General features: G+C 39.1%; 13 protein-coding genes. 1 reads left to right on the top strand and 12 read right to left on the bottom strand.

The annotated features are described in order from the left end of the window. Nucleotides 1–84: 84 nt before the first annotated feature. The 5 genes from IPM47_17345 to IPM47_17325 form a co-directional block, all read right to left on the bottom strand. Nucleotides 85–1,749 carry a M1 family metallopeptidase gene (locus IPM47_17345; GenBank protein ID QQS28593.1) on the bottom strand — a complete coding sequence of 555 codons (1,665 nt, stop codon included), beginning with the start codon at nucleotides 1,747–1,749 and terminating at the stop codon, nucleotides 85–87. A 175-nt stretch (nucleotides 1,750–1,924) separates the two neighbouring features. Next, nucleotides 1,925–2,491 (bottom strand): aminoacyl-tRNA hydrolase, encoded by a 567-nt coding sequence (locus IPM47_17340; GenBank protein QQS28592.1) that lies wholly within the window; start codon nucleotides 2,489–2,491, stop codon nucleotides 1,925–1,927. 208 nt (nucleotides 2,492–2,699) lie between these two features. After that, nucleotides 2,700–3,287: a 50S ribosomal protein L25 gene (locus IPM47_17335; GenBank protein QQS28591.1), complete on the bottom strand. Its 588-nt coding sequence runs from the start codon at nucleotides 3,285–3,287 to the stop codon at nucleotides 2,700–2,702. Between the two features lie 60 nt (nucleotides 3,288–3,347). Next, nucleotides 3,348–4,280: a ribose-phosphate pyrophosphokinase gene (locus tag IPM47_17330; GenBank protein ID QQS28590.1), complete on the bottom strand. Its 933-nt coding sequence runs from the start codon at nucleotides 4,278–4,280 to the stop codon at nucleotides 3,348–3,350. 166 nt (nucleotides 4,281–4,446) lie between these two features. Further along, nucleotides 4,447–5,124, bottom strand: a complete 678-nt coding sequence (locus IPM47_17325; protein QQS28589.1) for a polysaccharide deacetylase family protein — start codon at nucleotides 5,122–5,124, stop codon at nucleotides 4,447–4,449. Nucleotides 5,125–5,215: 91 nt separating this feature from the next. Between IPM47_17325 and IPM47_17320 the strand changes: the two genes are divergently transcribed. Beyond that, the gene (locus IPM47_17320; protein ID QQS28588.1) at nucleotides 5,216–5,626 is read left to right on the top strand and encodes an HIT family protein; all 411 of its coding nucleotides are present in this window, start codon (nucleotides 5,216–5,218) and stop codon (nucleotides 5,624–5,626) included. Nucleotides 5,627–5,674: 48 nt separating this feature from the next. Here IPM47_17320 and IPM47_17315 read toward each other — a convergent pair whose 3' ends face one another. The 7 genes from IPM47_17315 to IPM47_17285 all read right to left on the bottom strand — a co-directional run bounded on the left by IPM47_17315 (nucleotide 5,675) and on the right by IPM47_17285 (nucleotide 14,851). After that, complete coding sequence (locus IPM47_17315) at nucleotides 5,675–6,175, bottom strand: DinB family protein (GenBank protein QQS28587.1); 501 nt, start codon at nucleotides 6,173–6,175, stop codon at nucleotides 5,675–5,677. Nucleotides 6,176–6,204: 29 nt separating this feature from the next. Next, entirely contained in the window at nucleotides 6,205–7,101 is an 897-nt protein-coding gene (locus tag IPM47_17310) for an OmpA family protein (GenBank protein QQS28586.1), read from the bottom strand. Between the two features lie 49 nt (nucleotides 7,102–7,150). Beyond that, on the bottom strand, nucleotides 7,151–8,500 hold the full coding sequence (locus IPM47_17305) for an SPOR domain-containing protein (GenBank protein QQS28585.1): 1,350 nt from the start codon (nucleotides 8,498–8,500) through the stop codon (nucleotides 7,151–7,153). A 41-nt stretch (nucleotides 8,501–8,541) separates the two neighbouring features. Then, nucleotides 8,542–10,206 carry a hypothetical protein gene (locus tag IPM47_17300; protein ID QQS28584.1) on the bottom strand — a complete coding sequence of 555 codons (1,665 nt, stop codon included), beginning with the start codon at nucleotides 10,204–10,206 and terminating at the stop codon, nucleotides 8,542–8,544. A 431-nt stretch (nucleotides 10,207–10,637) separates the two neighbouring features. After that, nucleotides 10,638–12,062 (bottom strand): HD domain-containing protein, encoded by a 1,425-nt coding sequence (locus tag IPM47_17295; GenBank protein QQS28583.1) that lies wholly within the window; start codon nucleotides 12,060–12,062, stop codon nucleotides 10,638–10,640. A 252-nt stretch (nucleotides 12,063–12,314) separates the two neighbouring features. Next, nucleotides 12,315–13,433 carry a galactokinase gene (locus tag IPM47_17290; GenBank protein ID QQS28582.1) on the bottom strand — a complete coding sequence of 373 codons (1,119 nt, stop codon included), beginning with the start codon at nucleotides 13,431–13,433 and terminating at the stop codon, nucleotides 12,315–12,317. A gap of 107 nt (nucleotides 13,434–13,540) precedes the next feature. Next, a complete protein-coding gene (locus tag IPM47_17285) occupies nucleotides 13,541–14,851 on the bottom strand; it encodes a sigma-54-dependent Fis family transcriptional regulator (GenBank protein ID QQS28581.1) in 1,311 nt (436 codons plus the stop codon). Nucleotides 14,852–14,915 lie beyond the last annotated feature (64 nt).

The raw sequence follows: 14,915 nt of genomic DNA, 5'->3' as shown, positions 1-14,915 counted from the left end.
CAATCAAGTTGAGGCAAACTGAAATCAACAGAATACCGGAATTTTTAATCTGAATCTAACCGCAAAAAAATATTCTAAGGGAAGTTACATTTTATTGACCTCTATATAATACAGGTCTTCTGCAAATTTAAATTCGTTAGGTTTCACATTTTTGAGGGTTGTGGTTTGCCAATTTTCTGTTTTCGGGAACAGGAAATGTTTGACACCTTTGGAGTCTGTATATTGCACCGGCATTTCAAAATCCGGAACATCGGCTACCCATTTATAAGAAATCTGTGTATCCTTTCCTTTTTGACGATCAACTTTGTATAAAAGAGTTGGAATAGTATTATGAAACAGGTATTGTTTAAAAAAGGCGGTAAAGTCTTTTCCGGTTTTATGGTTAAAGTATTGCAAAATCATGTCCTGATCAACAATTCGATGCTTAAAATCCTTTTGCATACTTTTCAAGGTCGAAAACCAAAGCTCATCATTGTTCACGATGCTGCGCATAGTATTCAGAATGAGCATCCCTTTATTATACATATCGCCGCTGCCCTCGCGGTTTACTCCATAATGTCCGATGATTGGGATATCATTGGAAATAGTTGGTTTTTTGGCATTGATATATTTCATGGCTGTTTCATACCCATACAAACACTCAACGTACAGAGATTCGGAATAAGTGCAAAAACCTTCATGTATCCACATGTCCGCAATATCAGAAGAAGTAATGCTGTTGCCCCACCATTCATGACCGGCTTCGTGAATAATGATATAATCAAAATTCAGGCCGATTCGTGAAAAATCGTAACCGTTATAACCGGTTTTGTAGTTGTTGCCATAAGCAATTCCGCTTTGGTGCTCCATGCCTAAATATGGGGTTTCAACCAAAGCAAAACCATCCCGCAAAAACGGGTAAGGACCCAAATATTGTTCAAAACAGGACATCATTGGTTTTACCTGCTCAAAATGAGTTTTGGCGATTTCATAATTATAGGCTAAAACATAATAATTGAGCGAAAGGGTGTCTTTACCACTGACATAAGAATCAGAAAAATGTTTGAAATTTCCGATGGTAACAGACACCGCGTAATTGTTGATCGGATAAGTTACCAACCAATGATAACGGGTATAATTGCCTTCATCGGTCGTTCCCATGTTTTGGCCATTTGAAATACATTGCAAAGGCTTGGGAACAGCACAACTAATTCGCATACTATCCGGTTCTTCGCTTTGATGATCTTTGTTCGGCCACCAAAGGCTTGCACCATCTCCCTGACAGGCAACACCTATAAACGGATTGCCTTCTTTATCTTTAGACCAAACAAAACCACCATCCCAGGGCGGACGTGCAGCTACAGTGGGTTTTCCTGAATAAAAAAACCTGATTTTTTGAATGCCTTCCGAAACTGCAAGCATTTGTGGGAACACGATCATCACAGCATTGTGCAGCCTTCTGAAAGGTAAAATTTGTCCGTTATATATAATGCTGTCCACCTGCATATTTTCATACAAATCTATTTGCATGATATTTTGCGAACGCAGCACTTTGAAATAAATATCATTAAAACCAGAAAGACTTTTTTCCTGCGGATTTACGGCAATGTTTAAGTCATAATAAGTAACATCAAACCAGGTGCGTTCAGGTAGTAAAGTGCCTCTCAAAGTATCGGCATAGGTAAAGGCTTCCTTTTCTCCGGAAAGCGGTTGTGCCATCAACCTGAACGATAAGATCAAAATAAACGAAGTAAAAATTAAGTGTCGCATGAATATAGATTTGGTGGAGCCGGGTAGGGCAGGAGTTAAGTTTGAATAATATGCTGATTTAAAATTTCATTTAATCGAATGTCCAATAAAACAAGGTGTTATCCTTTTTTTGTTTTCTAAAGACATACAAAACAGGATAAAGGTTTTACCTGTACTTAGATTCGATGCAATTAAATCATTTTTTTACATTGAATTTATTCATAGCGCGGTCTAATCCTTCTAAAACGAAGCAAACGATTGCTTCAGAAGCAGTTTCAATATATTTGGGCAGTTCTTCTTTTTCCTGTTCCGTCCATTTACCTAAGACATAATCAGATTGCCTTCCTTTGGGATAGTCATTGCCAATGCCAATTCTCAAGCGAGCATATTCATTGGTATTCAAATGTTCATCTAAGCTTTTCAGTCCGTTATGTCCGCCGTTGCTTCCTTGTTTTCGTATTCGTAGTTTTCCAAAGGGTAAACTTACATCATCTGTGATGACTAAAAAATTGCTCAGATCTGTATTAGTCATTTGCAACCAATATTTTACCGCTCTCCCGCTTAAATTCATATAAGTAGAAGGTTGAATTAAATGCAGGGTTCGTCCTTTTATCCGGATTTGAGTTTTGGCGGCCAATCTCGAAGAACTGAACACAGCCTGATGTTGTGCAGCTAAAAAAGAGACAACATCAAAGCCTATATTATGCCGTGTATGTTCATAGTCGGTACCGATATTGCCTAAGCCGGCTATCAGATAGTTCACAAACTAATATTAAGGAGATAAAAAAAACTTGCCAAGGGGTAAAAAACAAATTGCAAACCAATTCCCGAATTTAAGCGAGGAGGTTTGCAATTTGACAAAACATAAAACAGAAAATATTCTGTATAGGTTATTTCCGTAAAATCGTTTAAGTCAAGTTTTCGATAAAACAGATCATCAACTTGCCTTATAGACAACAGGAAAGTCAGACTTATTTTTTCGTAGCAGCAGCGGCAGCAGCCTGAGCAGAACGGATAGCTCTTGTGATTTCTACAGAAGCAATGGGCAATGAGGGGGGATTCAGAATCTGAACACCCGGCAATTGAATATCCCGTACCCGGATAGATTTGCCAACGTCAAGATGATCAACACTGACCACAATTTCGGAAACTAAGCTTTCGGGCACTGCTTTTACCAATACTTTGCGTACTTTTTGCAACAAACGTCCACCTGCTTTTACTCCGACTGCCATACCTGTTAAACGGATGGGCAATTCTGTGTTGACAACATGGCCGGGCACAAGCTCCTGAAAGTCGAGATGAAGGGGTTTGTCTTTAATCGGGTCAAATTGAGAATCTTTTAAAATAGCCCGATAAATTTTTCCTCCAATTTCAATTTCTGCCACTACCAAATCAGGAGTGGTTAAAATTGGTTTAAAAGCCCGCTCCAATGCACTGAAATGAATATTTTCCTGACCTCCGTATAATATACAGGGAACGTGGTTCTTATTGCGCAAATCTTTGGTATTTCTCTTACCTGTTGAGGCTCTTGCTTCCCCAATAATGCTAATCGTTTTCATAATAAGCGTATTGTTTATTTTGTTTTGTATTAAATTTTGTGTTAAAGCAGTTTGCCCTATTTAACTGAATAGTGAACTAATAGACCGGTGTTCAAAAGTGCGTTTGATGGCAGTTGCAAACAACGGAGCTACCGATAAAACCCGTATTTTCTTAGATGTTTGTTTTAAAGGTAAAGTGTTGCAAACAACCAATTCTGTCAATAAAGAACTTTCTATCCTTTCGTAAGCTGCTCCCGAAAGAACAGGATGTGTACAGATAGCGCGCACACTGTTTGCACCTTTTGCCAACAAAGCCTGAGCTGCATTGCAGAGTGTACCTGCAGTATCAACGATGTCATCTACCAATACTACATCTCTTCCTTCCACATCACCAATCACAGTCATTCCTGCTATTTCGTTGGCTTTTTCGCGATATTTGTCGCAAATAACCATATCTGTTTTAAAGTATTTGGCAAAAGATCTCGCCCTTTTTGTTCCTCCTACATCCGGAGAGGCAAACAACAAATCTGCGGTACTTCCGATTTCCCGGATATAGGGAATAAAAACAGCAGAACTGTCTAAGTGATCTACCGGTATGTCAAAAAAACCCTGAATTTGCGGGGCATGTAAATCCATCGTCATCACTCTGTTTGCGCCGGCTGTAGTCAGCAAATTTGCGATCAGTTTGGCGGCTATCGGCACTCTCGGTTTGTCTTTTCTATCCTGACGGGCATATCCAAAATAGGGAATGACCGCTGTTATATATTTCGCTGATGCTCTTCGGGCTGCATCTATCAACAGCATGAGTTCCATTATATTTTCCGAAGGCGGATTGGTAGATTGTATGAAAAAAACATACTCCCCACGTACAGAGTCTTTAATCACCGGCTGTATTTCACCATCGCTGAACTGTTGAATTTGTACATTGATCAATGGCAAATCATAATGCTGAGCGATTTCTTCGGATAACGTTTTTGACGTTCTACCGCCAAAAAGCATAATTTGAGAACTCATTGGTAGCCTGTTTGGGGCGCAAAGTTAACAAATTGATTGATCAATTTTGTGTTATCACCATTTTTTTGTTTTTAAATAGAAGTTTTATAAACCACAAAACAAGTTTTCCCGGTTTTAAGAAGAATATCCTTGCAGAAAAAAAGGATAAAATGGGAAAGTACTGAACTTAAATTGCCTTGAAACAAAAGTTCTTTTGATGATAATAGTCTAAAATTCTCGGTAAAACTTCTCTGAGATTATAAAGCGCTTTTTGACTGTCATGAAAAACGATAACCGGACTAAAGGGCTTTGAATTCAGGCTTACATTGCTGACTACATGCTTGAAACAAGTTTGCCAGGGAAGTTGATTCATCCAATCTGCACTGACAATTGACCACATGACTATTTTGGTGGATTGATTAGTGCCGAATACTTCGGGGTTTTGTAAAAGATAATTTGTTTGAGCGCGGGTAATTTTTCCGTAAGGAGGTCTGAACAAAGAAGAGGGTACATGCTCAGCACATTGACGGATATCGTCAATATATTCATTCAGTGGTGTTTTCCAACCGTGAAGATGATGGTGGGTATGATTGCCAACACTATGACCGGCCTTGATGACCTGTTCCAGAATTTCAGGATGTTGTTTTGCTTTGCTCCCGATACAAAAAAAAGAAGATTTTGCCCCGTAATCGTCCAGCTTTTCTAATACCCATTCGGTTACTTCGGGGGTTGGTCCGTCATCAAATGTCAGATACAAACTTGGTTCGGGATCTGGTATTTCCCAGATTAATTTGGGATATAGTCCGGTTAAAAATTTGGGTGGTGCTACCCAATACGGCATCAACAATCGTTCAAACAAATTCATAATATTGGGTTGTTTTCCGGAACAGGTTAAAATATTTGCTTAATTTTCCTCCGAAATTTGCTAAATTTTTATTCAATTAAAACTACCTGAAATGTCCAGTATTTTTTCAAAAATTGTCTCGGGACAAATTCCTTGTCATAAAGTGGCTGAAACTGAACTTTATCTCGCATTTCTCGACATTAACCCTTTATCGAAAGGTCATACATTGGTCATCCCAAAACAGGAAACTGATTATATATTTGATTTGGAAGACCCGTTATTGTCCGGTTTAATGTTGTTTGCCAAAAAAGTGGCAAAAGCCATTGAACAAACTGTGCCGTGTCAAAGAATTGGAGTTGCTGTTATAGGTTTGGAAGTTCCTCATGCCCATATTCATTTGGTGCCCATTAACCATATTCATGATCTCGATTTCTCAAAAACCAGAGTTACAATGAGTCGGGAAGAATATGCTGATCTTGCTCAGGCAATCGGTGATTTAGTGGCGGTTTTAGGTTCGGGTTAAGTAAATTTGAATCTTATATGCTTTGCGTAGAACGTTAATGTTTTAATCTTACTCGTGGGCAGTCATTCCCCAGGCAGCCCATTCTTCTTTTGCAGGTCCGTATATTCCCGGAACTTTCAAACCGGCCAAACGCATGATGATAGTCATTTGTGCACGGTGGTGAATTTGGTGATTGACAAGTACACTGAGTACTGTTCCTTTTCTCCATTCTTGTCCATACATATTTACCCGTTGTTCCAACTCGCTATCTGTCCATTGACGGTTCACTTCCTCAGAAACCCGATTTGCATATTTCTGATAATTTGCAATTAACTCAGTAACAGCAACCGGAATAGGCGTATCTTCCAATTCATCCTCAGTTAGTAATCCGGCCTTGGAAGTCATTTCCGTCAGGGTTTGGGTAATATGCCAGGCCAATCTTCCTAAAGTTCTCACATCGGGATGAACTTTTTTGAGCAGAGATTCTTCTGTGAGAGCAGAAAATATTTTTAAAGTCATTTTTGTTTCCTGTTCCCAGTCAGAGGTAAAGTCTTTAATGTTTCGGTACATGGTTTATCGTAGTAATGGTGTTAAAAAAACTAATTTGTGGAATTAATATTTGGCTGTAGGATAGTTTTAACAACTGCCCTTCGATTTTTCTTTCGTTCATCTTCCGTAGCATTTGAAAAAACAGGTTGTAACTCGCCCATACTTTGTGTAATTATTCTTTTTTCAGGCAAGCCCAGTTCGGTCATATATTTTTTGAGGAGTTCACTTCTTTTTTTGCCTAATATCAGGTTAAATTCATCGGTATCTGAATTGTCTGTATGACCGGTAATCAAAACAGAAATTTGATGATTCTGTTGTAAATAGTGTTTCAGGTTTTCAAAATAAATTAATGTTTCCGTTAAACACTCAAAGTCTGTAGAATTGTCTTTAAAGAAAACGGTAATTGAATCGGTTTGAAGCATTTTTTCGATACTGACCGGCAACAGGTTGTTTGAGGTAAATTCAAAATTAACTCCGTTTAACAGATAATCCCGGATAAAAAGTGGATTGGAAACTTTGCTGGAATTGGTTTCTATCCGGTTTTGAGGGATATTGAGTAACAACAGTTTTTGTTTTAACAATTCGGCACGGGCTAACCCTAAATTGGGGAATATTGTGCGATTTTTTTCTTTATTGCCGTAAAAGCAGGTAATTTTTAAATTCCGTTGATTATTGTCGTGTAAATAACCTGCAATTTTCTGAAATGAATCTTCGAGTTCTTTTGGAATGACCGGTTCGGGTTTTGAATGGGCAAACCTGATAAAGCTATCCGGAGCAGCAGCAGCATATAAAACTGAATCCCCATCTGCAATGGTAAATGATTTTGGCTTTTCCGGGCTACTAAAGCAACTGCAATCATTTTCATTTAATTCACAAACATACCAATAACCACCGCTCAGGATTAGCAAGGGGATTAATCGGGGAAGTATAAACATCAGTATTTGCATAAACCAATGTTTGATAGCGAATTACAGGTATGGATGATGTTGGCTGTAATCAGCGTTTAAGAATCCATGCACCGGTATAAGTATTTTTTAAATCAGATTGAGCAGATTGAGCCTCTGATAGTTTTTCATAATGATATCCTATTCTGTATTTGCCGTTTTCTGCTTCCATAAAATATACATTTTCAGCGCTTTTACTCAACTTAGACGACATTTTTTGTGCTTTGGCTTTTGAATCGAGCGAAGCAATGACCACATAATATCCGGATGGTGGATTTTGTGTGTCGGCAGTTGCATTTCCTCTGTTATTATTGGTTGTTCCGGTTGTTGCAGCAGGGGGAGTTTTGGGTTCTTCGGCTGCGCCTCCTCTTGCCGAAGAGGTGGATGTAGCGGTGTTAGTGGTTTGGGTAGCCGCAGTATTTCCACTGTTATTTTCTGTTGAACCATTAGATTCCCCGTTGCCACTATCTGAGATATCATTGTTGATTTGATTGCCGGATGTTTCGTCATTGAATTGATCATCCTCATAGGCTTCGTCTCTTTCAGGATTTGAACCTAAATCGTTTTCCGAACTAACCAAATCATTAGTATCGGTTTGTAATTCCGAAATACTGTCGGCAACTGCAAGATCTGTTTCGTCTTTTTTTCCGGTTGGCATTTGTGTCAGTACTACAATAAAAACTACCAACAAAACAACCGGAATCAGCCACCACCAGTAATTTGGTTTTTTGGGTGAAGGTTCAATCGGTTCTTCATTGGCAGATGTTGTTGTAGTAACCATATTTCCTCCGCTTCCGGCAGCTAAAACTTCGTGTAAAGAGCGTTTTTCTGAATTTGGAGCATCGTTTGACGGATAAATTGAAGTTTCGTTCCCGTCTTCATCTTCATTGATTTCATCGTTTGCGTGAAAATTAAATTCAGTTCCTAAGGGAGGAGGCGGGATTTCTGAAGGAACTGTACCTTCTTCAGTTTCAATTATCGGGAGTTCAACAGAACTAAGACCAAATGTTTCTGTGGAAAAATTGATATCGTGGGCAGGCGTAAAGTTGACAATTTCCGATTGTGGTAATTTGTTGAATGTGCCAAGTCCTTCAATAAATACGGGTTGGCCATAGTTTAACTGATCGTTGATATTGTTGACAAAATTAGAGATATAATTTTCAGCTTCTGAGTCGTTAATTCTTTCATGCCGGGCAATATGACTGATAAGCAATCCATCATTCAGGTTTAGTTTTTCATTAAACTGTATTGTCTTTACCGGAGGACTGACCATCCCCGTTTCTGTATCAACTTTTGATGGAATATACTGGGTAATAAATGCTCCAAATCCGGGAACAACTACGGAACTGTAATCATACAACAAGGAACTGATATAATAAGTTATGTTTACTTTTTTTGCCATAATTCTTGAAGTGTAGTTTAAAGGGTTTATTCTGATAAAGTCTAAAATTTCAACAAAATTCCTCCCAGAGCATTTAGTCCATATCCCGGGTAATACAGAAAACGCTCTGCTTTAACCGACAAGATATTGTTGACATTGGCAAATACTCCTATGTTTTTGGTAAAATTATATCTTGCAGAAAAGTTAAGATCCAAAATTCCTTTCAGATTTTCGGCATCACCATTGGCTAATCTTCCTTTTGCCCTGTTCAACACAAATAAATTAGATTGAAGGGTTAGTTTTTCAAGGGGCGAATAGGTGGCATTTACCATAATGTCTAAAGGGAACAAATGCCAGGCTTCGGCAATAGTATCAGTTTTAAAACTATTGTAGCGGGCGGCAAGTCCAACACTTCCTTGTTTTAAGGTTACACCTGCCTCAGCAGCTCCAAACCAGGTGGTTAGTTTATCATAAACCACGTCAAAAGTTCGTAAATCAGTGCTGTCATTGACAAAAAAGGGCTGATTGGCAGTAATATCCTGCCCACCTTTTACATCAAACGAAAAAATTCCGGCATTTCCTTTTACCCCGAGATTTCTCTCTTCTCTCCGCGCATTTTTGTAATCCTGAATTTGTTCGACAAAAGGATTTGCCGCAGTCAGGCTCATGTAATTGGTCTTAACAAGTTCTTTTTTCCAAATCAGGTAAATCTCTAATTTATCCGGTATTGCGAAAGCAGAAGCGTTTATATAAGGATATGGGTAAAACTTTTTGTGGTCTAACATGGCATTAGCTCCAAGATGAATAGTACCCCAAAATGCCCGGTAAGTGAAACTTGGAATGACATTAAGCATCAGGTTGTTGACACTTATGCTGTCTTTATAGTTTGAGTAATGGGTATGTAGGGTTATACCTGCCCCTATATTCTCATTAAACAAACGGTTGATTGTTCCACTTACAATTACATTGTTCTCCTTTGCATCATAATGATCACCAAACCAATGATAGGTGGTTTTTAAATTGTAGTCGGTGATGGACTTATTTTCCGTGCTGTTGCCAAATTCAACCGAACCCGAAATTGTTTGAAACAACTGCTTTGCGGCATCAGCATCAGAAGGAGGAGGCATCAGCAAAGTATCTGCATGGAAACCATAGTAATAATTCTTCTGACGTTTATAACCAATATCTAATCCAAAAAAATTGGATTTGGTGAAATACTTTCCGTAAGCACCAACCCCGGATTGCGCATAATCCTGAAGGTCTTTGCGTCCTTGTGAGGAAATATGTGAACCGGTCGCACCTGCTACCAACTTTTTAGACCTTCCCGAACTAACCGAGGCTTCAATAAAAGGAGTATTTAAATTTCCATAACCGGCCTGAAGCCATATATTGTGCAAGTCCTCCAAATCCTTGGCTCCTTTGGTTTGAGTTTTATATGCCATTGGTTTTAAAGGAAGCGGGTCATACCCAAGGGTTAAATACCGGTTGGGAACAAAGTAATCAGAAAAAACAGGTTTTGATTTCTCCAATTCTTCTTTTGTAGGCAGATCAGGCCCAAAATCAATTTTAACAGCATCTGCTAAAACCGGCTCATAAGGTTTGACGATATCCACATTTTCAGGGGCAATTTCCTGACTTCCATCAGTTGGAGGCTGTGCCTCGAGTAAGTTAAAATGCAGGAACCCTAAACATAGCATTAAAAGAATCAGCCGGAAATTCATAGACATACTTTATCAGTTTTGTTGAAGCGATACTCGCTCAGTTTAACGGGCTAAAATTCGTATTTTTTTGCAAGTTAAACGCTTATTAGTTGCTTTTATTTGTTAAACATGACAAAGCTAATGTTTTTTTCATTCCGAATGAATACCTCTGATGAAATAGAACTCAAACAGGAAACAGATTTTACCGGACTTAAAAATAAGTTCCGGACAGAATAGAAATAAAGTTTTTTATTGTTCTACTTCGCCTGGACAGGCGTTTTGGGTTGATCTGACTTTTTGCTGCGAAACTTAAAAATTAAGTGCAACCATTTCCCCTTATTTTTTCCTTAACAGCTTCAATTGAGGCGGATAGTTGGTATTTAAGGAACTAACCAAGCAGACTACCGCCTTAAAGTCCTGTCCTAAAACATCCCATCAGGCACCCTGAAGATTTCAGTCTATTCTAAAGGAATCAATCCCAACTCTGCTGCTTTTTGGAGCATGAATTGGTAGGCCGCCTCATAATTATTTTCAATAACACCGTCTAAAATAGCTTCGCGGATAGCTGTTTTAATCTCGCCAACCTGAGTACCCGGTTTTAATCCGAATGTGGTCATGATCAGTTCGCCGTCTATGGGGGGTTGCCAGTTTCGCAAATGGTCTTTTTGTTCTACTTCCTGTAATTTCTGGAGGAGGGTATTGTAATTTTCTAAAAAACGTTGTACCCGTTCTTCATTTTTAGAGGTGATGTCAGCACGGCATAAGGTCATTAAATCGTCAAGGTCATCACCTGCATCAAAAAGAAGCCTTCTTAAAGCAGAGTCGCTGATTTCACCTTTGGTTAAAAAAACAGGGCGCTGATGCAGGGCAACTAATTTTTTAACATAACGGAGATGTTCATTAAGGGGTAGTTTTAATCTTTTAAAAATCTGAACTGTCATTGCTGCTCCAACTATTTCATGTCCATGAAAAGTCCAGCCTTCCATGGAGTTAAATTTTTTGGTGGCAGGTTTGCCTATATCGTGGAGTAAAGCTGCCCATCTTAACCAAAGGTTATTGCTTACCGTACAAAGATTGTCTAACACCTGAAGGGTGTGGTAAAAATTGTCTTTATGTCCTATTCCTTCAATTACTTCAACGCCATGCATGGCTGCCAGTTCGGGAAAAAAAATCGGCAAAAGCCCGGTATCAAACAAAAGTTTGAATCCAATCGAAGGTTTAGCGCAAAGCATGATTTTATTCAGTTCGTCAACAATCCTTTCCTGCGATATAATGTTTAGCCTGTAGTTATTTTGTTCAATTGCTTTTAAGGTTATGGGTTCAATGGTAAAATTAAGTTGTGTTGCAAACCTGATAGCTCTTATCATTCTGAGCGGATCGTCTGAAAAGGTATTTTCAGGATTATTCAGAGGAGTTTTAATGATTCCATTTGCGATATCTTCTAATCCGCCAAAAGGGTCAATCAATGTTCCGAAATTACTTTTGTTAATACAGATAGCCAATGTATTCATAGTAAAATCACGGCGATTTTGATCGTCCTCCAAAGTTCCGTCTTCAACGATTGGTTTTCGCGAATGATGCTGATAAGATTCTTTTCGAGCGCCCACAAACTCCAGTTCAACTTCTCCAACCCTGAAAACAGCGGTGCCAAAGTTTTTGAAGACTACAATTTGTCCGGCATTTGGAATTTTTTGAGCGGCTAAATTTGCCAAAGCACTACCACTTCCCTGACAAACAATATCAATGTCTTTTCCGGGACGTTTAAGAATTAAATCGCGAACATATCCTCCAATTAAAAAAGCAGGGTAGCCAAGTTCATCTGCAGCAAGGCTTACTGCCAAAATGAGTTCGCGGTGTTGTTCAGGTAAAGATAGCTCAGGCATAATATGAGGCAAAATACTAAAGAGGGCAAAACGGATCTGAACTATCGGTAAATTGCGGAAACGATTTGCATTAGATAACCGTTTCTTATAGTGTTTTTAAAAAACATTTATTTCAAACGGTTTGCAAAGGTAAGTCAAACAAAGCGTTAGTCCAAAGGTTTATCCGTCATTTTAAAAGTAAGCAACCCATGCAGTTGCAATTGGTTAATGTTGAACTGACAACACCGGATGTTTAAGTAAAAACTAACAGGTTCATTCGATTAAATGCACTCCGTTTTCTGCCTGAGTAGGAATAATCTGAAGTGAAAGACCGGTGGCTTTATCGTAGGCGGGTTTTACCTTTTCAATAAACTGCCAAACCATGTTTGAATCAACTAAGGCGATGGCACACCCTCCAAAACCGGCTCCTGTCATTCTTGCTCCTATACAGCCGGGAGATTGTTTGGATAAATCAACCAGAGTGTCTAATTCAAAGCCCGACACTTCATAGTTGTTCTTTAATGAAATATGAGACTGAAACAACAATTCGCCAAAGTTAAACCAATCGCCGTTTTGAATTTCATTTACCGCCGCATGTACGCGGTAGTTTTCTGTGATAACATGCTTTGCCCGTTTTTGTAAAAGCCCGTCTTTGATGTATCCAAGCCACTTAAAATCTGCCTGACTTAGATTTGAAATGGGATGATTGTTCCGGTGCCGGTTAATTTCGATTAAGGCAAGTTCACATTCCTCTTTTCGCTCATTGTATTTTGAATCTGTCAGATTGCGTGATTTATTGGTATTCATCACCAACAAAGTATGACTTTTGGGTAAAAAAGGAATATACTGATGGCTAAGGTCATCGCAATCCAATAACAAGGCATGTTCTGCTTTGCCCATTGCAACGACAAACTGATCCATAATGCCGCTGTTTACTCCGATATATTCGTTTTCTACTTTCTTACAGAGCTGAGCGACAAATTTACCGTCTGCTTTAGATTGGGTTTGGTCTAATTTTAATAAAATATTGGCTATCAATACTTCGATGGCAGCAGAAGAAGATAAACCCGAACCTGCCGGCAAATCTGAAGTGATAAAAGCTGAAAAACCGCAATGTTCAGGATTAATATAAGGCAACAAATATTGAATCATCCCCAAAGGATAATTCATCCACTGAACATCTCGTTTTGAGAAATTTTCAGTTTGCAAATCAACCACTAACTCCCCGGTAAAATCTTCAGAACGGATTTTGATAACTGAGTTGCCGGAAAATACAACTTTTGCTTTCAAACCCTGTGAAATGGCGATAGGCAAGACTTTACCACCATTATAATCCAAATGTTCGCCAATAAGGTTAACCCTTCCGGGTGCAAAATACAATTGCTCTGACATTCTGGAATTGTTGTCTGAAGAGGATGTCTAAACAACAATAAAACAGTTCATTAAGTTTCCCTTTTTTTATTATATTTTCTTGGAAACCCGGACTTGTCAGCTAATTGCTATTCTTTAATATTATATTCCTTTATTTTCCGGTATAGGGTTCGTTCAGAAATGCCAAGTTCAAATGCAGCATCTCTTCTTTTGTTTTTGTGTTTTTTAAGTGCTCGTTGTATCAGTTCGCGCTCATGATCGGCGATTGAAAGCGTTTCGTCCACTACAATCGCAGCAGGAAACTCATTAGCATAACCTTCATTAGTGCGATTGACAACAATAGGGCCAATACCGGATTTGTTGTCAACGCCTAAAGGTGTTTTGTGTAAAGGCTGCAAATTCGGAGGATATTCGGGCGACAGGGAAAAATTTTGAGGTGTTGTTGTATGTGTTGTTACAGGCATTATAGGGGAATTAAACCCTGTTGCCGGCAATACCCCGCTTGCTAATTGGAGGAGTAGTTGTTTGACTTCGCTCATTTCCTGACGCATGTCAAAAAGCAGTTTATACAAAATTTCCCGCTCAGAAAAATTGAAATCCTGACCTTGTTTGCTGGAACTATGAGAACTTAAAACAGGAAAACGGTTTTCGTAACCCGCCGCATTGGTCAGAAAAGGTCGCAAGTCTTCGGCAGGGAGCGGGCGTTTGACGGATAAGACAGAAGCTTGTTCTGCGACATTTTTTAATTCCCGGATATTACCCGGCCAAGGATAATTGAGTAAAAGTTCCTGAGCGTCTGGCTCAAGCGTTATGGTAGTAGTACGGTAGCGCTCTGAAAAATCGGCACTGAATTTTCTGAATAACAAAAGCAGATCTTCTTTTCGTTCGCGCAAAGGGGGTATATAAATGGGAACGGTACTAAGACGGTAGTAGAGATCTTCTCTGAACTTACCAATTTTGACGGCCTCCAATAAGTTTACATTAGTTGCAGCAATAACACGGACATCCGTTTTTTGAGTTTTTGACGAACCAACGCGGATAAACTCTCCGCTTTCGAGAATACGCAACAAACGGGCCTGAGTACCTAATGGCATTTCACCGATTTCGTCCAAAAATATAGTTCCGCCGTTAACCACTTCAAAATACCCCTTCCTGCTGTCGGAAGCACCGGTAAAAGAGCCTTTTTCGTGCCCGAACAATTCGGAATCAATCGTGCCTTCCGGAATAGCGCCACAGTTAACCGCAATCAGATTGTTATGTTTGCGTGGACTCAAGGCATGAATAATTTGAGAGAACACTTCTTTACCCACACCGCTTTCGCCCAATATCAGGACGGTCAGGTCAGTAGGAGCAACTCTTTCAGCAACACTAAGGGCATTATTAAGCCCGGAAGAGTTGCCGATAATTCCGAAACGAGATTTGATGGACTGAAAATCCATGAAAGAAGTTGAAGTTTTAATCAGGGGTTAAACAATAAATCTGATAATTGATTAGGTAGCTTAA

The organism is Sphingobacteriales bacterium (genome assembly GCA_016700115.1).
Lineage (GTDB): Bacteria > Bacteroidota > Bacteroidia > Chitinophagales > UBA2359 > UBA2359.
Note: the sequence above shows the minus strand (reverse complement) of the source record. Positions and strands in the feature narration are given on the sequence as shown.

Coding starts and splice junctions, on each gene's coding strand:
- IPM47_17290 (QQS28582.1), bottom strand. CDS start 13,433: ATGTCAGAGCAATTGTATTTTGCACCCGGAAGGGTTAACCTTATTGGC.
- IPM47_17330 (QQS28590.1), bottom strand. CDS start 4,280: ATGAGTTCTCAAATTATGCTTTTTGGCGGTAGAACGTCAAAAACGTTA.
- IPM47_17295 (QQS28583.1), bottom strand. CDS start 12,062: ATGCCTGAGCTATCTTTACCTGAACAACACCGCGAACTCATTTTGGCA.
- IPM47_17335 (QQS28591.1), bottom strand. CDS start 3,287: ATGAAAACGATTAGCATTATTGGGGAAGCAAGAGCCTCAACAGGTAAG.
- IPM47_17310 (QQS28586.1), bottom strand. CDS start 7,101: ATGCAAATACTGATGTTTATACTTCCCCGATTAATCCCCTTGCTAATC.
- IPM47_17300 (QQS28584.1), bottom strand. CDS start 10,206: ATGTCTATGAATTTCCGGCTGATTCTTTTAATGCTATGTTTAGGGTTC.
- IPM47_17285 (QQS28581.1), bottom strand. CDS start 14,851: ATGGATTTTCAGTCCATCAAATCTCGTTTCGGAATTATCGGCAACTCT.
- IPM47_17325 (QQS28589.1), bottom strand. CDS start 5,124: ATGAATTTGTTTGAACGATTGTTGATGCCGTATTGGGTAGCACCACCC.
- IPM47_17315 (QQS28587.1), bottom strand. CDS start 6,175: ATGTACCGAAACATTAAAGACTTTACCTCTGACTGGGAACAGGAAACA.
- IPM47_17320 (QQS28588.1), top strand. CDS start 5,216: ATGTCCAGTATTTTTTCAAAAATTGTCTCGGGACAAATTCCTTGTCAT.
- IPM47_17305 (QQS28585.1), bottom strand. CDS start 8,500: ATGGCAAAAAAAGTAAACATAACTTATTATATCAGTTCCTTGTTGTAT.
- IPM47_17345 (QQS28593.1), bottom strand. CDS start 1,749: ATGCGACACTTAATTTTTACTTCGTTTATTTTGATCTTATCGTTCAGG.